The sequence below is a fragment of the Bradyrhizobium diazoefficiens genome (assembly GCF_016612535.1).
Classification (GTDB): domain Bacteria; phylum Pseudomonadota; class Alphaproteobacteria; order Rhizobiales; family Xanthobacteraceae; genus Bradyrhizobium; species Bradyrhizobium diazoefficiens_C.
Genome location: NZ_JAENXS010000002.1, coordinates 1,559,092 through 1,580,083, shown reverse-complemented (window position 1 = coordinate 1,580,083; position 20,992 = coordinate 1,559,092). Strand labels below are relative to the sequence as shown.

Below are 20,992 nucleotides of genomic sequence, written 5' to 3'. Positions count from 1 at the left end.
GCATCAGTCGCCCCCGCCGCCGACGCCCTTCCGGGGAGCAGCGTAACGTTCGCTCCCCACAGCTACCTTCCGGTGGAATTACGCCCCCCTCCGTCGGAAGGCCTAGGGCGGTGAGGTCCCCCCAGCTTCACCGCCCGCCTTTCTTTGTCGGCCCAATGTTTATCGGCCTAAGAATCTCCCGCTCGGCTTGCATGCGATTGCTGCCCGCGCCATGTTGATAGAAGGGTTGACCTCCTTGACCGCCGCCGACCGCACGATGCGCCTCCTCATCATCGAAGACGACCGCGAATCCGCCGATTATCTCGTGAAGGCGTTTCGCGAGGTCGGTCACATTGCCGACCACGCCAGCGACGGCGAGGAAGGCCTTTCCATGGCCGAGAGCGGCGATTACGACGTGCTGGTGGTCGACCGCATGCTGCCCAAGCGCGACGGGCTGGCGCTGATCGGCGCGCTCCGCGACAAGGACGATTCGACGCCGGTGCTGATTCTCTCCGCGCTCGGACAGGTCGATGACCGCATCAAGGGCCTGCGCGCCGGCGGCGACGACTATCTGCCAAAACCCTATTCCTTTGCCGAGCTGCTGGCGCGCGTCGAGGTGCTGTCGCGCCGCCGCGGTGGCCCGGCCGAGGATACGCTCTACCGTGTCGGCGACCTCGAGCTCGACCGGCTGTCCCACCGCGTCGCGCGCGGCAAGGACGAACTGACGCTGCAGCCGCGCGAATTCCGCTTGCTCGAATATTTGATGAAGCATGCCGGCCAGGTGGTGACGCGCACCATGCTGCTGGAAAACGTCTGGGACTACCATTTCGATCCGCAGACCAACGTGATTGACGTGCACATTTCGCGGCTGCGCTCCAAGATCGACAAGGGCTTCGAGCGGCCGCTGCTGCACACGATCCGCGGCGCCGGGTATATGATCCGTGACGGCATTCGGTAAACTCGTCCGCACCACGGCATTCCGGCTGACGCTGGCCTACCTGCTGCTGTTTGCGATGTTCGCGGCCTCGCTGCTCGCCTATTTCGCCTGGAATACGCGGCGGCTGATCACCGATGAAATCACGCAGACGGTGAATGCCGAGACCTCGGAGATCTCCGAGATCTACGGCCGCCGGGGCTTGTTCGGCCTCGTGCGCACGATCGAGTACCGGGCGCTGCGGCCGGGCGCGAACCTCTATCTCGTGACCACGCCGACGGGACAGGCGGTTGCCGGCAATGTCGGCTCGCTGGCGCCCGGCGTGATGGCGACGCGCGGCTGGTCCGAGACGGCCTACAGGCGGATCGAGGACGCCGACGATCGCGATCATCGTGCGCTGGTGCGCGTCACCGAATTGGAAAACGGCTTCCGGTTGCTGATCGGCCGTGACCTCGCCGAGCGGCGGCGGTTGTTCGGCATCGTGGCCAAGGCGGCACAATGGTCGGTCCTGATCGTCGTGGTGCTCGGTCTCGGCGGCGGCGTTTTCGTTGCGCGCAGGGTGCTGACGCGCATCGACGCGATGTCCGGCACGGCCCATCGCATCATGACCGGCGATCTCAGCGAACGCCTGCCGGTCGGGCGTAGCGGCGACGAGCTCGACCGCCTCGCCGAAAATCTCAATGCTATGCTGGAGCGGATCGAGGCGCTGATGGCGGGGTTGAAGGAGGTCTCCGACAACATCGCCCACGACCTCAAGACGCCGCTGACGCGCTTGCGCAACCGCGCCGAGGAAGCGCTGGCGAGATCGGGCTGCGAGGCCGATTACCGCGCCGCGCTGGAGCGGACCATCGAAGAATCCGACGGACTGATTCGCACCTTCAACGCGCTTCTGATGATCGCGCGCGCGGAATCCGGTCAGGCGCGCGGCAACATGGATGATTTCGACGCGGCCGATGTCGCCAACGGCATTCACGAACTCTACGAGCCGCTGGCCGAAGACGACGGCATGACCTTGAAGGTCAAGACGCAAGCCGCGCCCGTGCACGGCAATCGCGAATTGATCAGCCAGGCGCTCGCCAATCTCGTCGAGAACGCGATCAAATACGGCAAGCCGGCCGCGCAGTCGGCGGGAACTGTCGTCAGCATGGACGTCCGGCAGATTACGATCGAGGCGAAGCGCGAGGGCGACCAGGTGCTGCTCAGTGTCGCCGACCGCGGTCCCGGAATCCCCGAAGCCGATCGCAAGCACGTCGTCGAGCGATTCGTCAGGCTGGAGGCGAGCCGCACCATGCCGGGCTCCGGCCTCGGCCTCAGCCTCGCGTCCGCCGTCGCCACACTGCATGGCGGCGAATTGCGGCTGGGCGATGCCCAGCCCGGTCTCGTCGCCACGCTGCTGCTGCCGGTGCGCGTGGGTGCCGGCGACAGGGTTGCTCCTCCAATACCGGATGTGCCACAGAAGGTGGCATGAACCACTCCGCGCCGGGAAACGCGGACAAGCATGGTGAGAGCCTGGCCGCGCGCTTCGCGGAGGCTCCCCATATTGCCGCTTCCACAACCGACGAACGACGTCTGGACAACTGGCTGGCCGAGCTCGAGCCGGCACAATCAGCCCGTCTGGAAGCCTTGTTGGTCCATCCCTTCGCCCGGAATATCCTCGCTGGAATCGCGGAATTCTCGCCCTATTTGTTCGATCTGGTGCGCGCCGATCCGCTGCGCCTGATCCGGCTGCTCGAATGCGAACCGGGCGCGCATCTCGCCGCGCTGATCGCGGAGGCGAGGGGCGCGGTGCTCGTGGCAGGCGACGAGGCCGAGGTGATGCGGCTGCTTCGCCGCATGAAAGCGGAGGCGGCGCTCCTGATCGCGCTGTGCGACATCGGCGGGGTCTGGCCGGTGATGCGGGTGACGGCGGCGTTGACCGACCTCGCCGTCTCCTCGGTGCAGGCGGCGCTCCAGTATCTGCTGCGGCAGGAAGCCGCACGCGGCAAGATCGTGCCACTCGATCCCGAGGCTCCGGAGGAGGGCTGCGGGCTGATCGTGCTCGCGATGGGCAAGATGGGGGCGGGCGAGCTGAACTATTCCAGCGACATCGACCTCATCGTGTTCTTCGATCCCGACAACACCACGCTTGCGCCCGATATCGAGCCGCAGCCGTTCTTCGTCCGGGTGACGCAGGCGATGGCGCGCATTCTCCAGCAGCGCACCTACGACGGCTACGTCTTCCGCGTCGATCTGCGGTTGCGACCCGATCCGTCCTCGACACAAGTCGCGATCTCGCGCGACGCCGCGCTGCATTACTACGAGCGGGAGGGGCGCACCTGGGAGCGTGCCGCGATGATCAAGGCGCGCGCCTGCGCGGGTGACGCCAGCGCAGGTGAGGCGCTGCTCGCCGAGATCGCGCCCTTCGTCTGGCGCAAGCATCTTGATTTTGCAGCCCTTGCCGATGTGCACGACATGAAGCGGCAGATGCAGACCTATCGCGGCCAGAGCGAAATCGCGGTCGAGGGGCATAACGTCAAGGTCGGCCGCGGCGGTATCCGCGAGATCGAGTTCTTCGCCCAGACCCAGCAGCTGATCGCCGGCGGCCGCCACCCGGAATTGCGGGTGCGGCCGACGCTTGCCGCGCTCGACATCCTTGCGTCCAGCAACTGGATCACCTCCGCGGCGCGCGACGAGCTGACTGTCGCGTATATATTCCTGCGCCGGGTCGAGCATCGTCTCCAGATGATCGCCGATGAGCAGACTCATGCGCTGCCCGAAGACAAGGAGGCGGTCGAACGCTTCGCCTGGTTCTTCGGCTATGGCAGCCGCGAGACCTTCGCGCGCGATCTGTTGCGCCAGCTCGAGATCGTCCAAGGGCACTACGAAAAGCTGTTCGAGGGTGACGATCCGACCGGCACGGCCAAGCTGCCGGCCGTCGACTACCGCGCCGGCCCCCACGATCCGCGCCTGTTGCAGCACCTGACGACGCTCGGCTTCAAGAAGCCTGCTGCCGTTGCGCAGACCGTTCGCGACTGGATCACCGGCGACTACCGTGTTTTCCGCAACGAGCAGACGCGGAGCGCCTTTGTCGAGTTCGTGCCGTCTCTGATCGACGGCCTCGCACATGCCGAGGAGCCGGATCGCGCGGTGGTGGCGTTCGATCATTTTCTCGGCGCGCTTCAACGCGGCGGGCGCCTGATCACGCTGCTCGGCCAGAACCGCGACCTCGTCGCTCTCGTGGCGTTGGTGCTGGGCGCCGCACCACGGCTCGGCGAGATGCTGGCGCGGAAGCCGCAGCTCATGGACGGCCTAATCGATCCGCGCTTCTTCGGCGCGATGCCCGACAAGCGGGAATTGTCGGCGCGGCTTGCGGCCACGGTGCAGGATGCGGGCTCCTACGAGGAATTTCTCGACCGCCTGCGCCTGTTCGGGCAGGAGAGCCTGTTCCTGATCGGCACGCGTATCCTGTCCGGCACCGTCTCGGCGCAGCAGGCGAGCACGGCCTTTGCCGACGTTGCCGAGGGCATTGTCCATACCGTTCACGGCCTCGTCGCCGATCGCTTTGCCGCTCAGCACGGGCGGATCAAGGGGCAGGAGACCGCGATCATCGCGATGGGCCGGCTCGGCAGCCGCGAGATGACGGCGTCCTCGGATCTCGATTTGATCCTGCTCTACGATTTCGACAGCGACAATCCGGACTCCGACGGCGAGAAGTCGCTCCAGGGCGCGCATTACTTCGCCCGCTTCACCCAGCGCTTGATCAGCGCCTTCACGACCCGCACCAATTACGGCGTGCTCTACGAGATCGACATGCGATTGCGGCCCTCGGGGCGCGCGGGTCCGGTGGCATCGAGCCTCGTGTCCTTCGCGGGCTACCAGGCCAACGAGGCCTGGACCTGGGAGCACATGGCCCTGACGCGCGCGCGGGTCGTGTCGGCATCGGACGCGTTTCGCGCGCGGATCGAGGACATCATCCGCGAGGTTCTGACCCGCCGCCGCGACCCCGGGATCACCGCCAACGACGTCGCCGACATGCGCCGTGCAATCGCGCAGGAGAAGGGCGAGACCGACTATTGGGATCTCAAATACGCCGCCGGCGGCACGGTCGATATCGATTTCATCGCGCAATATCTCCAGCTCGTGCACGCGCATGACAAGCCGGCGATCCTCGACGTCAGCACCGTGCAGGTGCTGGAGAACGCCACCAGGCTCGGCGTGCTCCCGCAGTCAGAATTGGAGATATTGCGCGCGGCAGCGCGGCTCTATCATGATCTGACGCAGATCCTGCGGCTCTGCGTCAGCGACCGCTTCAAGCCGGAAACGGCGGGCACCGACCTGCAGCGCGTGATGGCGCGCGCCGGCGATGCGCCGGACTTCTCGTCACTGGAGGCGCGGGTGAAGGAGACACAAAGCGAGGTGCGGCGCGTGTTCAGTGCGCTTCTGGAAGGAAAGTCGCCGGCTTGAGCGAGGTGAGGGCTTCGAGCACGTTTGGCTCGAGGCCCGCGCCGCCCGCATCGAGATGCGCGAAGATGGCGCGCTTCATCCGCGGATCCCAGAATTTCTTGATATGGTCGGCGATTCCCGGCACGGCCTTGTCGTGGCCCTGGCTTTTGAAGAACGTTCCGATCTGGTTGGCCATGTAGACGAGGCGGTCAGGCGACGACATTCATAATCTCCGAGGCACGACGAGCCGAGACGCGGCCCGGATGCGTGAACACTTCAAACCCGTCGTTGCGGGCAATCGCGATCAGCGTGATGCCAGCGGCGTCCGCTGTGCGAACCGCGAGCGCGGTGGGCGCGGAGACCGCGACCATGACCGGCGCGCCGATGGCTGCGGTTTTCTGCACCATCTCGACCGAGACACGGCTCGTCAGCAGCACCATGCCGGTGCTTGCGTTGGTCCGGCTGCGCGCCAGCGAACCTGCGAGCTTGTCGAGAGCGTTGTGACGGCCGACGTCTTCGCGCAGGGCGACGATGCCGTTCGATGGCGACCAAAATGCCGCGGCATGGACCGCGCGGGTCTGGACGTTGATCGACTGTAGCGGCGCAATGGCCTGCATCGCCACCATCACCTGTTCCGGCGTGAAGGTCTGACCCTGCGGGACAATCGCCGCAGGCCGCACGGCCTCAGCAATCGAATCGATGCCGCAGATGCCGCAGCCGGTCGGACCTGCGATGTGGCGGCGGCGCTCGCTGATGCGTGCGGCGTTGTCCTGCTCGAGCCACATCCGTAGCTCGATGCCCTCGTCGAGACGGACGACGTCAAGCGACGTGATGTCATCGACCGACTTGATGATCCCCTCGTCCAGGCTGAAGCCAACGGCAAAATCTTCCAGGTTCTGCGGCGTCCCCATCATGACGGCATAAGTGCCGCCATTATAGGTCAGCGCCAGCGGCGTCTCCTCGGGGATCAGCCGCGCGCCTTCGGACGCGACACCGTCGCGCCAGATCTCGCGGTCGATGGCCTGGACCGGCACGTGCATGCCGTTACTCCGCAGCTTCGGCCGGCGCGATGCGACGGGAGTGCCGCGCCTGCTCGTCGTAGCTCTTCTGCCAGTCCGATGGGCCGTTCGATGGTGAGATCTGTACCGCCGTGACCTTGTATTCGGGGCAGTTGGTGGCCCAATCCGAATAGTCGGTCGTGATCACGTTCGCCTGGGTGTCCGGGTGATGGAAGGTCGTGTAGACGACGCCCGGTGAGACGCGATCGGTGATCTCCGCGCGCAGCGTCGTCTCGCCTGCGCGGCTTGTCAGCCGCACCCAGTCGCCGTCGCGCACGCCGCGCAGTTCGGCGTCGTGCGGATGGATCTCCAGCCGGTCCTCGGCATGCCAGATCACGTTGTCGGTACGCCGTGTCTGCGCGCCGACATTGTACTGGCTGAGGATGCGCCCGGTGGTGAGCAGCAGCGGGAAGCGTGGGCCGGTGCGTTCGTCGGTCGCGACATATTCGGTGACGATGAACTTGCCCTTGCCGCGGACGAAGCCGTCGATATGCATCACCGGCGTGCCCTCCGGCGCCTTCTCGTTGCAGGGCCACTGCACCGAGCCGAGCTCGTCGAGCTTGGCGTAAGAGACGCCGGCGAAGGTCGGCGTCAGCGCGGCGATCTCGTCCATGATCTCGGACGGATGACTGTAGTTCATCTCGAGGCCCATCGCCTTGGCGAGCGCGATGGTGACTTCCCAATCGGCCATGCCGTTCTTCGGCGACATCACCTTGCGCACGCGCTGGATGCGGCGCTCGGCGTTGGTGAAGGTGCCGTCCTTTTCGAGGAAGCTCGAGCCGGGCAGGAAGACGTGGGCGTAGTTCGCGGTCTCGTTCAGGAAGAGGTCGTGGACGATGACGCATTCCATTGCCGACAGCGCCGCGACCACATGCTTGGTGTTGGGGTCGGATTGCAGGATGTCCTCACCCTGCACGTAGAGGCCCATGAACGTACCTTCGATCGCGGCATCGAACATGTTGGGAATGCGCAGACCTGGTTCCGGGTTGAGCTTGACGTCCCACATCGCCTCGAATTGCTCGCGCACGGCATCGCCCGCGATGTGGCGGTAGCCGGGCAGCTCGTGCGGGAACGAGCCCATGTCGCAGGAGCCCTGCACATTGTTCTGGCCGCGCAGGGGGTTCACCCCGACGCCGGGACGGCCGATATTGCCGGTCGCCATCGCGAGGTTCGCGATCGCGATCACCGTGGTCGAGCCTTGGCTGTGCTCGGTGACGCCGAGGCCGTAATAGATCGCGCCATTGCCGCCGGTGGCGTAGATCCGGGCCGCTTCGCGCAACGTCTGCGGATCGACGCCGGTGAGGATGGCGGTCGCTTCCGGGCTGTGCTTCGGCTGGGCGACGAAAGCGGCCCATTCCTCGAACTCGCTCCAGTCGCAGCGCTCGCGCACGAAGGCTTCGTTGGCGAGGCCCTCGGTGACGATGACATGCGCCAGCGCTGTTACCACCGCGACGTTGGTGCCGGGCATCAGAGGCAGATGCAGCGCCTTCACATGCGGCGATTCCACCATCTCGGTGCGGCGCGGATCGATCACGATCAACTTGGCACCCTGGCGCAGCCGCTTCTTCAGGCGGGAGGCGAAGACGGGGTGAGCGGAGGCCGGATTGGCGCCGATGATCATCGCGACGTCGGTGTCCTCCACCGAGTCGAAATCCTGGGTGCCGGCCGACGTACCAAAGGTCTGCGACAGGCCATAGCCGGTCGGCGAATGGCAGACGCGGGCGCAAGTGTCCACATTGTTGTTGCCGAAGCCGGCGCGGATCAGCTTCTGCACCAGATAGGTTTCTTCATTAGTACAGCGGGACGAGGTGATGCCGCCGATGGCGTCGCGGCCGTATGTCTTCTGGATGCCGCGCATCTTTGCCGCGGCAAACGAGAACGCCTCATCCCAGGACACTTCTTTCCAGGGATCTTCGATCCGGTCGCGGATCATCGGATTGAGGATACGCTCCTTGTGATTGGTATATCCCCAGGCGAAGCGGCCCTTGACGCAGGAATGGCCGCGATTGGCCTTGCCGTCCTTGTACGGCACCATGCGCACGACTTCCTCGCCGCGCATCTCGGCCTTGAAGGTGCAGCCGACACCGCAATAGGCGCAGGTGGTGACGACCGAATGCTCGGGCTGCCCAATCTCGATCACGGATTTTTCCGTCAGCGTCGCGGTCGGACAGGCCTGCACGCAGGCGCCGCAGGAGACGCATTCGGAGCCGAGGAAACTCTCGCCCATGCCGGGCGAGACGCGGCTGTCGAAACCGCGGCCCGAGATGGTCAGCGCGAAGGTTCCCTGCACCTCCTCGCAGGCGCGGACGCAGCGCGAGCAGACGATGCACTTCGACGGATCATAGGTGAAGTACGGATTGGACTCGTCCTTCGGCATCCAGGCGGCGTTGATCTCGCCATGAGATTTTGCGAAGACGTGGTTCTCGCCCTCATAGCCGTAGCGCACGTCGCGCAGGCCGACGGCGCCGGCCATGTCCTGCAACTCGCAATCGCCATTGGCGGCGCAGGTCAGGCAGTCGAGCGGATGGTCGGAGATGTAGAGCTCCATCACGCCTTTGCGCAGCTTCTTCAGCCGCTCGCTCTGGGTGTGCACGACGAGGCCGTTCATGACAGGCGTGGTGCAGGAGGCCGGCGTGCCGGCGCGGCCCTCGATCTCGACCACGCAGAGCCGGCAGGAGCCGAAGGCATCGACCATGTCGGTCGCGCAGAGCTTCGGGATCTGATGGCCCGCATCCATCGCGGCCCGCATGATCGAAGTGCCCTCGGGCACCGTGACCTGGTTGCCGTCGATGGTGAGCGTGACCATCGTTTCCGATTTGGAGCGCGGTGTGCCGAAGTCGATCTCTTCGATCAGAGACATCGTTATTCTCCTATTCCGCGGCTTGAAGCGTGGTCGGGACGGGTGCGAAATCTTCCCGGAAGTGCTTCAATGCGCTGAGCACGGGGTAGGGCGTGAAGCCGCCGAGTGCGCAGAGCGAGCCGAATTTCATGGTGTTGCAGAGGTCTTCGACGAGCGCGAGGTTTTCGGCCACGCGCTCGCCACGGATGATCTTCTCGATGGTCTCGACCCCGCGGGTCGAGCCGATCCGGCACGGCGTGCATTTGCCGCAGGATTCGATTGCGCAGAACTCCATCGCGAAGCGGGCCTGCTTGCGCATGTCGACGCTGTCGTCGAACACGACGATGCCGCCATGGCCGATCAGGCCGTCGCGCGCGGCAAAGGCCTCGTAGTCGAACGGGGTGTCGAACAGGGCGCGGGGGAAGTAGGCGCCGAGCGGGCCGCCGACCTGCACGGCGCGGACCGGGCGGCCCGTGAACGTGCCGCCGCCGATGTCGTCGACGAGTTCGCCCAGCGTCACGCCGAACGCGGTCTCGAACAGGCCACCCTGGCGGATGTTGCCGGCGAGCTGGATCGGCATCGTGCCGCGCGAGCGGCCCATGCCGTAGTCTGCGTAGGCCTTGGCGCCTTCGGCGAGGATGAAGGGGATGGCCGCGAAGGACAGCACGTTGTTGATGACGGTCGGCTTGCCGAACAGGCCGTGATGCGCCGGCAGCGGCGGTTTGGCGCGCACCAGGCCGCGGCGGCCTTCGAGGCTTTCCAGCAGCGAGGTCTCTTCGCCGCAGACATAGGCACCGGCACCGACGCGCACTTCGAGATCGAAGCTGTAGGTCGAGCCGCCGATCTTGTCGCCGAGATAACCGCCGCGTCTCGCCGCGATAATGGCAGCGTTCATCGCCTCGACCGCGTGCGGATATTCGCTGCGGATGTAGATGTAGCCCTTGGTGGCGCCGACGGTGATGGCGGCGGTCGTCATGCCCTCGATGACGAGGAAGGGATCGCCTTCCATGATCATGCGGTCAGCGAAGGTGCCGCTGTCGCCTTCATCGGCGTTGCAGACGATGAACTTGCGGTCGGCTTTCGCCTGCGCCACCGTCTTCCATTTGATGCCGGTCGGAAAGCCGGCGCCGCCACGGCCGCGCAGGCCGGATGCGGTCACCTCAGTCAGGATCGCATCCGAGCCGAGCGACAGCGCGCGCTCAAGGCCCTTGTAGCCGCCATGGGCGCGATAGTCCTCGAGCGAGCGCGGATCGATCACGCCGCAGCGGGCGAAGGTCAGTCGGGTCTGGCGCTTGAACCAGGGAATGTCGTCGGCGATGCCGAGCCGCAGCTTGTGCGGTCCATCGCTCGCCATGGACTCGAACACGGAGACGACGTCCTCCGCGCCGACCGGGCCGTACGCGACGCGGCCTTTGAGGGTTGCCACCTCGACCATCGGTTCGAGCCAGCAAAGCCCACGCGAGCCGGTCCTGACGATCTCGACCGGCAGGCCGCGCTTTGCCGCGACCTGTTCGAACGCGACGGCAATCTCATCGGCGCCGACGGCAACCGCAGCGGCATCGTGAGGAATGAAGATCCGCATGTTCATCGTTGCGCCTCCGCAACCAGCGCATCGATGCGCTTCTCGTCGAGCCGGCCGACGAGGCGGCCGTCGAGCATCGCGGACGGCGCGGTCGCGCACAGTCCGAGACAATAAATCGGCTCCAGCGTGATGCGATCATCCGCCGTTGTGTTGCCGAGCGAGACGCCAAGCTTTGCTTCGGCGCGCGCAGCCAGCGCATCGCCACCCGCGGCCTGACAGGCCTCCGCGCGGCACAGCTTCAGCACATGGCGGCCGGGGGACTTGTGGCGAAAATCATGGTAGAAGGTGACGACGCCATGGACCTCGGCGCGCGACAGATTGAGCGCCTGCGCCACCATGGGAATCGCGGCCTCCGGCACGAAGCCGAACGCCTCCTGCAGCGCGTGCAGGATGACGAGCGTCGCGCCCTCCTGGCTGGCGTGTTCGGCGATGATCTCGGCGCCGCGCGTCTCGTCCCAAGATTCGTAAGAAGCCTCGTAAACCGCTGTCATTCTTCGTTCTCAAATTGAGCGTCCCTTCCGCGCAAACTATTTGGAATCGTTCGAAGATCAATAAAGCTGTCTCATGCTGCGATTGCGAATTCAGATCGATCGAGAAGCGCAATCGGTCGATGCGAAATGCTGATGAAACTTGTATCGGCTGCCGTTTTTGCGTGTTGGTGCAGGCCCGGCGTGCTAGCTTGTATGCCACGACAGAATCCAAGGGGACCTCCGATTGCTCGACAAGCTTGAACTGCTGCTGGCGCTGGCGAAGGAGCGGCATTTCGGACGCGCGGCGGAAGCCTGCGGCGTGACGCAGCCAACCATGTCGACCGGGCTGAAGCAGCTCGAGGAGATCCTGGGCGTGATGCTGGTCCAGCGCGGGTCGCGGTTCCAGGGATTCACCCCGGAAGGCGAGCGGGCGCTGGACTGGGCACGGCGGATTGTCGGCGATGCCCGCGCAATGCGCCAGGAGATCAATTCGCTGAAGGACAAGCTCTCCGGCGAGATCCGCATCGCGGCGATCCCGACCGTGCTCGGCATGGTCGCCTCTCTGACCACGCCGTTCCGCGCCAGGCATCCCGAGGTGCGCTTCAGCATCCGGTCCACGACTTCGTCGGAGGTGCTGGGGCTGCTCGAAAATCTCGAGGTGGATGCGGGGCTGACCTATATCGAGAACGAGCCGATCGGGAAGGTGCGCACCATTCCGCTCTACAACGAGAGCTATCGCCTGCTGACTGCGCCGGATGCGATGTTCGGCGACCGCGAGTCCGTAACCTGGACCGAGGTCGGCCAGGTGCCGCTGTGCCTGCTGACGCCAGACATGCAGAACCGCCGCATCATCGACCGCGCGCTGCGCTCGGTCGGCGCGGAGGCGACGCCGACCTTGACCTCGAACTCGCTGCTGGTGCTGTACACGCACGTCAAGACCGGGCGCTGGGCCAGCGTGATGCCGGCCAAGCTCGCCGAGACGCTCGGTCTCTCCGACAAGGTCCGCTCGATCCCGATCATCGATCCCGACGTCAATTACAGCATCGGTCTCGTGATCCCGCAGCGCGACCCGATGACGCCGCTGATCGCGGCGCTGGTCAATGTCGCACGCGAAGTGGCGCCGACGCTGCAAGCGTAAAGCGGAATGTGTTTTGGTCGATGCGAACCGAGAGCTCAGATCACCTCTCCCCGTCGGGGAGAGGTGATCCCGGACGCCGATCGAACCTGACTCCGACGCGCTCTAGGCTTCAAGCCGCAGCCGATATTCCGCTTGCCGCCTTGACGGCGTCGCGTGGCAGCGTCACGCGGACGACGGTGCCGACTTCGAGCCTGGAGCGCAGCCGCATCGAGCCGCCGTGGAGCTGCGCCAGCGAACGGGCGATCGCGAGCCCGAGGCCGGAGCCGTGATAGGTCTTGGTGAGCTGGCTCTCGACCTGCTCGAACGGACGTCCGAGCCGCGCCAGCGAGTGCGGCGCGATGCCGATGCCGGTGTCGGCGATCATCAGCACGATCCTGTCGTCGAGCTGCCGGCTGCGTACCACGATGCGTCCACCGTCGGGCGTGAACTTCACGGCGTTGGACAGCAAATTGACGATGATCTGCTTGGTGGCGCGGCGGTCGGCGACGACGGAGATGGATGTCTCGATGTCGGCGTCAAGCGCCAGATGCTTGTCCTGCGCCCGGCCGGCGACCACGCGCAGGGATTCCGCGAGTGTCTGTGCGAGGTCGAGCTCTTCCATGTCGAGCTTCATGCGGCCGGCCTCGATCTTGGACATGTCGAGGATGTCGTTGATGACTTCGAGCAGATAATGGCCGCTGGTCAGGATGTCGTGGCAGTATTCCTGGTACTTCTCGCTTCCAAGCTCGCCGAACATGCCCGAGCCCATGATCTCCGAGAAGCCGATGATCGCATTCAGCGGCGTGCGCAGCTCGTGGCTCATATTGGCGAGGAATTTCGACTTGGTCTGGTTGGCTTCCTCGGCGCGGGTCTTCTCGCGCTGGTATTTCTCGGCGAGATCGGCAAGCTCGACCGCCTGGCGCTCCAGCGCGGCCTGCGAGCGCTTGAGATCGATCACGGTGGCGCGCAGGCGCAGATCGTTATCGACGAGCTTCTGCTCGTGCTCCTTGATTCTTGTGATGTCGGTGCCGACCGAGACGTAGCCGCCGTCCTTGGTGCGGCGCTCGCTGATATGCAGCCAGCTGCCGTCGTCGAGCTGGGCCTCGAAGGTGCGCGCGCCCGGCCCCTGGCTTGCCGTCTCGTTGTGGCGGGTGCGGACCTCCGGCATGCGGCCGACTTCCAGCACGGTCTCGTAGGAGGTGCCGGGGATCACCGCCGTATCGGGCAGCTTGTGCAGGCGCTGGAAGTGCGAATTGCAGAGCACCAGGCGGTCGCTGGCGTCCCACAGCACGAAGGCTTCCGGAATGGTCTCGATCGCGTCGCGCAGCCGGAGGTCGGCTTCCACGGTGCGCTCGGCGAGGCTCTTCTGCTCGGTGATGTCGACCGCGATCCCGATCAGGTGCACGCCGGAATCGCTCGTCCCGCGGGTCCGCTCGCAGCGGACGCGGAGCCAGATCCAGTGGCCGTCGACATGCTGCATGCGGAAGGTCTGGTCGATGTGGTCGATCTTCTCGGAGATGAGCTGGTCGGCGATCGCGAACAGGTCGATGTCGTCGGACTTCACCAGCGCGTTGACCTCGCCGAAGGTGAGGAGCTCGTTGCGGCCGTCGAGGCCTAGCATCGAAAACATCGATTGCGACCAGAAGATCCGGCCGCGCGACAGGTCCCAGTCCCACAGGCCGCAGCGGCCGCGGTTGAGCGCGGTGTCGATCCGGCCACGCACGGCGTCGTTGATGAGGTCGCCTTCGCGGGCGCGGGTCGACTGCCAGTGGAAGGCGAAGCCGAGGATCAGGACGACGAAGCCGGTGGTCGCCGAGAGCGTCACCGACAGTGCCGCGTCCGAACCCCAGATCGGCTCGTTGCGTTCCTGGATCACGGTGACGAGGCCGGGCAGCGACTTGATCGGCCGCGATGTCGCCATCGCGGCGTTGCCGTTCGGCAGCGTCATGTCGGAGACGTCATTGTCGCGCGGCGGCGCGGCGAGCAGCTGCGCCGTGGTGATCGCATCAAGCAGGCGGTCGTTGCCGGCCGGGTCGCTGTCGATCGGAATGCGAGCGAGGATGCGGCGGTCGATGCCGGCCGAGGTGACGACGACGTGCCGGCCCGACACTCGCGCCCGGGTCGGGATCATGTCGGGCAGCGATGTCGGCAGGTTCTCGATGTTCTTCAGCCGCTCCGCGCGCACCGAGGTGAGGCGGTCGATGCGCTCGGCGAGCAGTTCGGCGAGCGCCGAAATGTCGTTCTGGATCACCATGCGCTTCTGGCGCGTCTGGTCGACGACCTGGACGAAGGCGCCGAGGCAGATCGTGATGAGGAAGGCGATGATGAGCGTCGGTACGGCGCGTCGCAGCGCCGGCTCCGCGATCAGGAGCCGATGATAGGCAGGTTTCGCGATCGATTGCGCCAATCCCTTGATCGAATCGGATTGGACACACGCGTTCGCGGCGTCTGCGCGCGCCATGCCTTCGGCCCCCTGAAAACCTGCTTGCAACATCGTTCGAAAGCAGCCCCACGTCGCTTTCGAATCACAGCGATTTGAATCCAGTTTGCTCAGGCTGTCGAGAGTCAACGAAACGTTAACGCGAAATAATTCTTATCCAATGCAGAGTTTGCGCGCTTCGAGTCCGCAAACTCACGTGCGTGATGAGTCCGAAACAAGAACGCGGAGCTTGTCCGCACTTTCCGTCTCACGCGCGCGGTGGTTCGGCGTGGCTGATCACGCGCTTCACGCTCGGGAACGCGCGGCGCAGCGCGCGCTCGATCGCGTCGACTTGCTCGTGCACCTTGATCACGCTCATCGACGGCGTGGCGCGGCAGTGGAAGTTGACGATCTCGCCGGCGTCGGTGTTGCGGACACGCACATTATGGATGTCGTGGATCTCGCCGCCGGCGGCGTATTCCGTGAGCGCGGCGGTGACGGTCTGCACCCGTTCCGGCGTGGCATCGACGCCGAACGGGAGTTCCGGCTCCAGCGGCTCGATATGGACGTCGACCTCGACGTCCGCGCCGAACTCTTCCTGGATATTGCGCTCCAGGGTGTTGGCGACATCATGGGCGGCCTCGAGCTGCATCTCGCCGTCGACCTCGAGGTCGATGCCGACGATCAGCTTGCCGCCCAAATCCTGAATCGGACCCAGATCGTGCACCGTGACGTGGTGGATGGCGAGGCCCGAATTGTGCGCGATCACCATGATGCGGTCGCGCACGGTCTCGTTGTCGCGGGCCACCGGCACCGGGGTGAAGGTGAGGTCGGCGTCGTCGAAGGCCCTGCTGACCGCGGCTTGCGCCTCGCGCTTGATCTCCTCGACGCGGTCGATCGGATAGGTCCGCGGCACTTTGGCGATGGTGTCGATGAACGTCGTCGCTCCGACCATGCGCAGGCGCAGCCGCTCGACGTCGATCACGCCGGGCACGCTGCGGATCGCGGCGGTGGCCTTCTCCTGGGCGCCTTCGGGGGCACGGTCGACCAGCGTCTGCACCGTCGAGCCCGCCATGCGCAGGCCGAGCGCCGCGATCATCACGGCGACCGCGGCAGCGGCCGCGGCGTCGCCCCACCAGAAGCCGAGGCCGGCGAGGATCAGGCCGATGATCACGGCAAATGAGCCCATGACGTCGGAGGCGAAATGCAGCGCGTCGGCCGCCAGCGCCTGGCTCCGTGTTTCCCGGGCGGCACGGTGCAGCGCGCGGGCGCGCCAGAGATTGACCACGATGTCGATCACCAGCACGACGAACGGCACCGCCGAAATCGTCGGCGGTGGGGTTCCCTCGCGCAGCCGGCTATAGGCCTCGACCAGAATGCCGCCGGCCAGCACGTAGAGCAGGGCGGTGACGCCGAGCGCGGAGATGCTCTCCAGCTTGCCGTGGCCGTAATGATGCTGCTCGTCGGCCGGCTTGTCCGACACCCGCACCACCGCCCAGGTGATGATGGTGGCGACGAGGTCGACCGAGGAATGCAGGGCCTCCGAGATCAGCGCCAGAGAACCGATCGCGATGCCGACGACGAATTTGGCCGCCGCCATGCCGCCGCTGGCGAAGATCGAGATGGCCGCGACCGATGTCTTGCTGTGTTGTCCGCTCATGGCGGGGATTTAGCAGGCCGCAGGTGAACATCAAGCGACGATCCATAGGAGTAGTCGCGAGTGAGTTGCAGGAGCGATGCTATTGCGAATGCTTCTGAATTGAATGCTGGCCGATGCCATTGGCTCCGTCTCGTAGGGTGGGTTAGACCGGCGGCTGCGCAAAGCGCAGACGCTGGGCGTAACCCACCTCTTTGATCTCCGCGGCGACAGAAGTGGTGGGTTACGCTCCGCTAACCCACCCTACGAGAGCGAGTCTGGAAGCGACGGTTACGGCACCGTCACGACGATCTTGCCCAAATGCTTGTTCGCCTCCATGTGCGCGAACGCCTGGTCGATGTCGTCAAACGCGTAGACCTTATCGATTGGGAGCTGCAGCTTGCGCGATTCCACCGCGCCCCAAATGTCCTTCCGGACCTCATCAAAAATCGCGCGGACCTCCTCGATGGTGCGGGTGCGGAAGGTGACGCCGACATAGCTGATGCGGCGGGCGGCATGGAGGTCGAAGTTGAAATCGGCGTGCGTGCCGCCGAGCCGGCCGACATTGACGATGCGGCCCAAAACCCTCGTCGCGGCGAGGTTCTGGTTGGCGACCTGGCCGGATACCTGGTCGACGATGAGGTCGACGCCTTCGCCTCCAGTGGCCTTGAGCACCTCGTCGACCCATTTGGGGTCGGAGGAGTCGACCGTGAGGTCGGCGCCGTATTCGGTCAACCGGCCGCGCCGATAGGCATCGGTCGAGGAGCCGATCACGAGCTTCGCGCCCTTCAGCTTGGCGATCTGCATCGCCATCAGGCCGACGCCGGAGCTTGCGCCCTGGATCAGGACGGCTTGTCCGGGCTGCACACCGCCGACGGTGACGACGGCATTGTGCATGGTCGCGAGCGCGACGGGCAGGGTGGCGGCCTCCCCGAAATTCATGTTCGAGGGCGCACGGAACAGGCGGCCGTGGTCGGCCAGCGTATACTCGGCGAACGCTGCGCCGCCCGAGCCCATGATGCGATCGCCGACCTTCACGCCCTTCGCATCCGGTCCGAGTTCGGCGACTTCGCCGGCCCATTCCATGCCGAGCACGGTGCCGACGCCGCCGGCCGCGCCATGGGCGTGACCCCTGCGCATGCCGGTGTCGGCGCGATTGAGTCCGCAGGCGCGCACGCGAACGAGGACCTGCGTGCCTTTAGGTTTTGGTTGAGCGACGTCGGAAATCCGAGCGCCATCAGGGCCGTAGACATAAGCCTTCATGTGTTACCTCGTACTCAACTGAGCTTGTAGATGAAGATCGATGTGATTGTTCGCCTCTCCCCGCTTGCGGGGAGGGGCCGGAATTTGCGGAGCCAATTCCGGGTGAGGGGGAGCCTCCGCGAGTCCAACTGTCACCTTCCTCGCGGAGACTTCCCCTCACCCCAACCCTCTCCCCGCAAGCGGGGCGAGGGAGCATACTTTCGGCGTGGCGAGCGCTGCGTTCAAATCACATCACCGATCACTCCGCAGCTTGCGCTGTCGGATGAACGATCATGCCTTCGAGCCGGCTGCGGATGATCGCCTCCGCCTCGCGCACGATGCGGCCGACGAGCTCGGCACAGCTCGGGATGTCCTGGATCAAGCCCTGGACCTGGCCGGCCGACCAGATGCCTTCGTCTGAATTGCCTGTCGCATAGACCATCTTGCCGCGGGCGCCCGCGACGAGCTCGCGGATGTCCTCGAACTTGGCGCCTTCCTTCTCCATGGCGACGACCTTGGTCGAGATCTCGTTCTTGGCGACGCGCGAGGTGTTGCGCATGGTGCGGAAGATCAGCTCGGTCTCGCGCTCGTCATTGGCGACGATCTTCTCCTTGATGGATTGGTGGATCGGGCTCTCCTTGGTGGCCATGAAGCGGGTGCCCATGTTGATGCCCTCGGCCCCCAGCGCCAGCGCCGCCACCAGGCCGCGCGCGTCGGCAAAGCCGCCCGAGGCGATCATCGGGATCTTGATCTTGTTGGCAGCGGCCGGGATCAGGATCAGGCCCGGTGTGTCGTCCTCGCCGGGATGGCCGGCGCACTCAAAACCGTCGATCGAGATGGCATCGACGCCCATGCGCTCGGCCGAGAGCCCATGGCGGACGCTGGTGCATTTGTGCACGACCTTGACGCCGTGCTTTTTGAACTCGTCGACATGCTCCTGCGGCTTGTTGCCGGCGGTCTCGACCACGGTGATACCGGCATCGATGATCGCGGCGCGATATTCGGCATAAGGCGGCGGCTTGATCGACGGCAGGATGGTGAGGTTGACGCCGAACGGCTTGTCGGTGAGGTCGCGGCAGCGCGCGATCTCCTTGGTCAAATCCTCCGGCGTCGGCTGGGTCAGCGCCGTGATGAAGCCGAGCGCGCCGGCGTTGGCAACGGCGGCAACCAGCTCGGCGCGCCCGACCCATTGCATGCCGCCCTGGACGATCGGGTGCTCGACGCCGACGAGTTTTGTGAACCGTGTCTGCAACATCTCTGTTTCCCCCGCCTGCGTGGCAGGCTCTGTTATCGGTTGATGGCGGGAGGATGCCGGTCGGGCCGGGAAAAGTCTATTGCGGGAGCGTGCAGGCGATCATGCGGGATGCGAGCGGGATTCCGCGGCGCGGACAATCCGCGAGGACGCTGGCGAGGCGGTTTGTGTAGCCCGGATGGAGCGAAGCGCAATCCGGGTGGGTCGTGCGACGGGGCGACGGCGGTCGCGGATTTCGCTGCGCTTCATCCGGGCTACGGAATCGGCCTTACTCCGCCGACAGCCGCACCACTTGCCGGCCGCCGTTGATGTCTTTCAGGCTGTTGACGAAGTTTTCCGGGCGCTGCCAGCGGTTGGGGACTTTCAGTCCCATGTATTCGGCGATGTCGCCGATGAAGCCGGTGCAGTTGGTGGTCTCGGCGTTCCAGACCGGCGAGCTCGCCTGCAGCTTCTTGATGTAGGCGAAGACGCGCTTGGCGTCGGCTTCGTTCAGATAGACGCGGTAGCTCGCGGTCAGATAGTCCGGGTCGAGATCGCCATAGCTCGCGCCGGTCTCGGACGGCACCCAGGTGAGGTACCCGAGCAGATAGGTCCAGGTGTCGCCGGCGGGCGTCAGGCCCGCGACCTCGACGGCACGCTCGCTGGTCTTGCCGTACCAGACGAAGGCATGGCCCCAGCTCGCCGCCGTCCGCGCGCGGAAGTCGACGTAATAGGGACCCTTCTCCGCCCGCGCGACGGAGCGCCGCGTCGATGGCGGCGCCTGTCGTGACGCAGTGTCGGTTGGGACAAGCGCATTGGCGTCGGCCATGCGCTTGTTCGCTTCGTGGGCCGAGGCCGATGGCATCGTGCACGCGAGCATTGCCGCAAGGGCGAACCCCGCGAGCCATCGATCAGGTTTGTTCGTCACGCTTTGCCCCCTCGACTGTCGGCCGCGCTGATTGGCGTGCGCCTCAGTAGCGCGCCGCGACCGGGCCGGGCGCCTTGCCGATCGGGGCCTTTCCAATCGGGCTCTTGCCAATCGGCATCTTGCCGATCGGCGCCTGCTCAGCGGGATAGGGCACGGGCTGGCGGCGCGGCAGATCCGCGGCGTTTGCAGCTGTCACCAGAGCAAGCGTCGCACCCAGAACAATTACAATCTTCTTCACAGTCATACCCCTAGAAGGTTTGGTCCAAACACGGTCATGCCGTGCCCCCAGACACGCCTCACAGAAGGGCGGCCGAATGCGACCACAGTGCGGCACCCCCGCGACATGTTGGCGGCATTGATCGGGCGCGCGCAGATGTGATGTGTGTCGAAATGTTTCGGCGCGCCGCACCTTCGTCAGCGGTCGGCGCTGAGCCGAAAGTGCATCTCGATCTTTGCTGGCGATGGCTCGCTAGCGACGCGCCAGGGCGAAAAGCCGGGCGTGGGGTCCGGGTCGGAGGTAAGGTCGATCGGCCAGCGCTGCGTGGGCACGCCCGGAAGCGTCAGGCTGACGGCGCGGTGGCGGGTCTTGTACATCAACAATGTAGAGGCAATGATCGCTTTGCGGTCACCGTCATGCGCGCGCCAGTTCGCAGGCAACATGGAGTCGGCATAGCCCGTCGCTTCCTCGATCTCGATATGCACGTCCTCCTCCTTGTCCGGCAGGGTCATGCCGGCGGGGAGACGAAACTCGACCTGGAGCGTCATGAAGCCGTGACTGAGATTGGGCGAGCGAATGAATTCGTACCATCCCCAATAGCCCAGGACTGCCACGGCGAGCAGAACGGTGGCGGCAAAAGGATAGGAGAGCCGTGTCGCGCGGTGAGGCGCGGCATCGGAGGTTTCCGCGGCAGGCGGTGGCGCTGCGTTCCGAACCAGACCGAACCGCACGAACAGCCAGATGCCGGCGATCAGGCCGACGACGCCGCCGATCGGGCCGATGTCGAAGAAGGCCCCCATGGCGATGCCGCCATCGCGGTCCGGCCCCGCCAGCATGACCACCAACGCGGCGAGGGCGGACCAGCCGGCAAGCGCGCCGAGCAGCGCAGACAGGAAGCCGAGGATGAAGCGCATCTGC

At 65.5% G+C, this 20,992-nt stretch carries 16 protein-coding genes; 4 read left to right on the top strand and 12 right to left on the bottom strand.

All coding sequences use genetic code 11. From position 1 onward, the window contains the following. The first annotated feature begins 256 nt into the window (after positions 1-256). The 3 genes from JJE66_RS24410 to JJE66_RS24400 are packed head-to-tail and all read left to right on the top strand — an operon-like array spanning position 257 to position 5,356. Entirely contained in the window at positions 257-937 is a 681-nt protein-coding gene (locus tag JJE66_RS24410) for a response regulator transcription factor (protein WP_200518749.1), read from the top strand. Next, the gene (locus JJE66_RS24405) at positions 921-2,381 is read left to right on the top strand and encodes a HAMP domain-containing sensor histidine kinase (protein ID WP_200517018.1); all 1,461 of its coding nucleotides are present in this window, start codon (positions 921-923) and stop codon (positions 2,379-2,381) included. The genes JJE66_RS24410 and JJE66_RS24405 overlap by 17 nt, the downstream gene beginning before the upstream one ends. Next, positions 2,378-5,356 (top strand): bifunctional [glutamine synthetase] adenylyltransferase/[glutamine synthetase]-adenylyl-L-tyrosine phosphorylase, encoded by a 2,979-nt coding sequence (locus tag JJE66_RS24400; RefSeq protein ID WP_200517017.1) that lies wholly within the window; start codon positions 2,378-2,380, stop codon positions 5,354-5,356. The genes JJE66_RS24405 and JJE66_RS24400 overlap by 4 nt, the downstream gene beginning before the upstream one ends. Here JJE66_RS24400 and JJE66_RS24395 read toward each other — a convergent pair. From JJE66_RS24395 to JJE66_RS24375, 5 genes are read right to left on the bottom strand one after another with little or no spacing between them, the layout of a single operon-like run. Then, positions 5,322-5,558: a formate dehydrogenase subunit delta gene (locus tag JJE66_RS24395; RefSeq protein ID WP_200517016.1), complete on the bottom strand. Its 237-nt coding sequence runs from the start codon at positions 5,556-5,558 to the stop codon at positions 5,322-5,324. The two genes, JJE66_RS24400 and JJE66_RS24395, sit on opposite strands and share 35 nt — an antisense overlap. Beyond that, complete coding sequence (gene fdhD, locus JJE66_RS24390; RefSeq protein ID WP_200517015.1) at positions 5,545-6,375, bottom strand: formate dehydrogenase accessory sulfurtransferase FdhD; 831 nt, start codon at positions 6,373-6,375, stop codon at positions 5,545-5,547. Before fdhD ends, JJE66_RS24395 begins: the two co-directional genes overlap by 14 nt. A 4-nt stretch (positions 6,376-6,379) precedes the next feature. Continuing rightward, a complete protein-coding gene (gene fdhF / locus JJE66_RS24385; protein WP_200517014.1) occupies positions 6,380-9,253 on the bottom strand; it encodes a formate dehydrogenase subunit alpha in 2,874 nt (957 codons plus the stop codon). A 10-nt stretch (positions 9,254-9,263) separates the two neighbouring features. After that, positions 9,264-10,820: an NADH-quinone oxidoreductase subunit NuoF gene (locus JJE66_RS24380; RefSeq protein ID WP_200517013.1), complete on the bottom strand. Its 1,557-nt coding sequence runs from the start codon at positions 10,818-10,820 to the stop codon at positions 9,264-9,266. Next, positions 10,817-11,305: a formate dehydrogenase subunit gamma gene (locus JJE66_RS24375; RefSeq protein WP_200517012.1), complete on the bottom strand. Its 489-nt coding sequence runs from the start codon at positions 11,303-11,305 to the stop codon at positions 10,817-10,819. The genes JJE66_RS24380 and JJE66_RS24375 overlap by 4 nt, the downstream gene beginning before the upstream one ends. Positions 11,306-11,528: 223 nt before the next feature. Between JJE66_RS24375 and JJE66_RS24370 the strand changes: the two genes are divergently transcribed. Next, complete coding sequence (locus JJE66_RS24370) at positions 11,529-12,422, top strand: LysR family transcriptional regulator (RefSeq protein WP_200517011.1); 894 nt, start codon at positions 11,529-11,531, stop codon at positions 12,420-12,422. A gap of 109 nt (positions 12,423-12,531) precedes the next feature. Here the strand turns inward: JJE66_RS24370 and JJE66_RS24365 are convergent, their stop codons facing one another. From JJE66_RS24365 to JJE66_RS24335, 7 genes are all read right to left on the bottom strand, one after another. Next, complete coding sequence (locus JJE66_RS24365; protein ID WP_200517010.1) at positions 12,532-14,862, bottom strand: PAS domain-containing sensor histidine kinase; 2,331 nt, start codon at positions 14,860-14,862, stop codon at positions 12,532-12,534. A 226-nt stretch (positions 14,863-15,088) separates the two neighbouring features. Then, complete coding sequence (locus JJE66_RS24360; protein ID WP_200517009.1) at positions 15,089-16,480, bottom strand: cation diffusion facilitator family transporter; 1,392 nt, start codon at positions 16,478-16,480, stop codon at positions 15,089-15,091. 267 nt (positions 16,481-16,747) lie between these two features. Next, positions 16,748-17,719 carry a zinc-binding dehydrogenase gene (locus JJE66_RS24355; RefSeq protein WP_200517008.1) on the bottom strand — a complete coding sequence of 324 codons (972 nt, stop codon included), beginning with the start codon at positions 17,717-17,719 and terminating at the stop codon, positions 16,748-16,750. Positions 17,720-17,957: 238 nt separating this feature from the next. Next, positions 17,958-18,953, bottom strand: coding sequence for a nitronate monooxygenase family protein (locus JJE66_RS24350; RefSeq protein WP_200517007.1), 996 nt, complete (start codon positions 18,951-18,953; stop codon positions 17,958-17,960). A gap of 265 nt (positions 18,954-19,218) precedes the next feature. After that, positions 19,219-19,857, bottom strand: coding sequence for a hypothetical protein (locus JJE66_RS24345; RefSeq protein ID WP_200517006.1), 639 nt, complete (start codon positions 19,855-19,857; stop codon positions 19,219-19,221). Positions 19,858-19,900: 43 nt separating this feature from the next. Continuing rightward, the gene (locus JJE66_RS24340; RefSeq protein WP_148774003.1) at positions 19,901-20,101 is read right to left on the bottom strand and encodes a hypothetical protein; all 201 of its coding nucleotides are present in this window, start codon (positions 20,099-20,101) and stop codon (positions 19,901-19,903) included. A gap of 170 nt (positions 20,102-20,271) precedes the next feature. Then, entirely contained in the window at positions 20,272-20,988 is a 717-nt protein-coding gene (locus JJE66_RS24335) for a hypothetical protein (RefSeq protein ID WP_200517005.1), read from the bottom strand. Positions 20,989-20,992 lie beyond the last annotated feature (4 nt).

Excerpts from the sequence above, each read along its gene's own strand:
- JJE66_RS24350 (WP_200517007.1), bottom strand. The coding sequence starts at position 18,953 with ATGTTGCAGACACGGTTCACAAAACTCGTCGGCGTCGAGCACCCGATC.
- JJE66_RS24380 (WP_200517013.1), bottom strand. The coding sequence starts at position 10,820 with ATGAACATGCGGATCTTCATTCCTCACGATGCCGCTGCGGTTGCCGTC.
- fdhD (WP_200517015.1), bottom strand. The coding sequence starts at position 6,375 with ATGCACGTGCCGGTCCAGGCCATCGACCGCGAGATCTGGCGCGACGGT.
- JJE66_RS24360 (WP_200517009.1), bottom strand. The coding sequence starts at position 16,480 with ATGAGCGGACAACACAGCAAGACATCGGTCGCGGCCATCTCGATCTTC.
- JJE66_RS24410 (WP_200518749.1), top strand. The coding sequence starts at position 257 with ATGCGCCTCCTCATCATCGAAGACGACCGCGAATCCGCCGATTATCTC.
- JJE66_RS24340 (WP_148774003.1), bottom strand. The coding sequence starts at position 20,101 with ATGACTGTGAAGAAGATTGTAATTGTTCTGGGTGCGACGCTTGCTCTG.
- JJE66_RS24375 (WP_200517012.1), bottom strand. The coding sequence starts at position 11,305 with ATGACAGCGGTTTACGAGGCTTCTTACGAATCTTGGGACGAGACGCGC.
- JJE66_RS24365 (WP_200517010.1), bottom strand. The coding sequence starts at position 14,862 with ATGGCGCGCGCAGACGCCGCGAACGCGTGTGTCCAATCCGATTCGATC.
- JJE66_RS24400 (WP_200517017.1), top strand. The coding sequence starts at position 2,378 with ATGAACCACTCCGCGCCGGGAAACGCGGACAAGCATGGTGAGAGCCTG.
- JJE66_RS24355 (WP_200517008.1), bottom strand. The coding sequence starts at position 17,719 with ATGAAGGCTTATGTCTACGGCCCTGATGGCGCTCGGATTTCCGACGTC.
- fdhF (WP_200517014.1), bottom strand. The coding sequence starts at position 9,253 with ATGTCTCTGATCGAAGAGATCGACTTCGGCACACCGCGCTCCAAATCG.
- JJE66_RS24395 (WP_200517016.1), bottom strand. The coding sequence starts at position 5,558 with ATGTCGTCGCCTGACCGCCTCGTCTACATGGCCAACCAGATCGGAACG.
- JJE66_RS24335 (WP_200517005.1), bottom strand. The coding sequence starts at position 20,988 with ATGCGCTTCATCCTCGGCTTCCTGTCTGCGCTGCTCGGCGCGCTTGCC.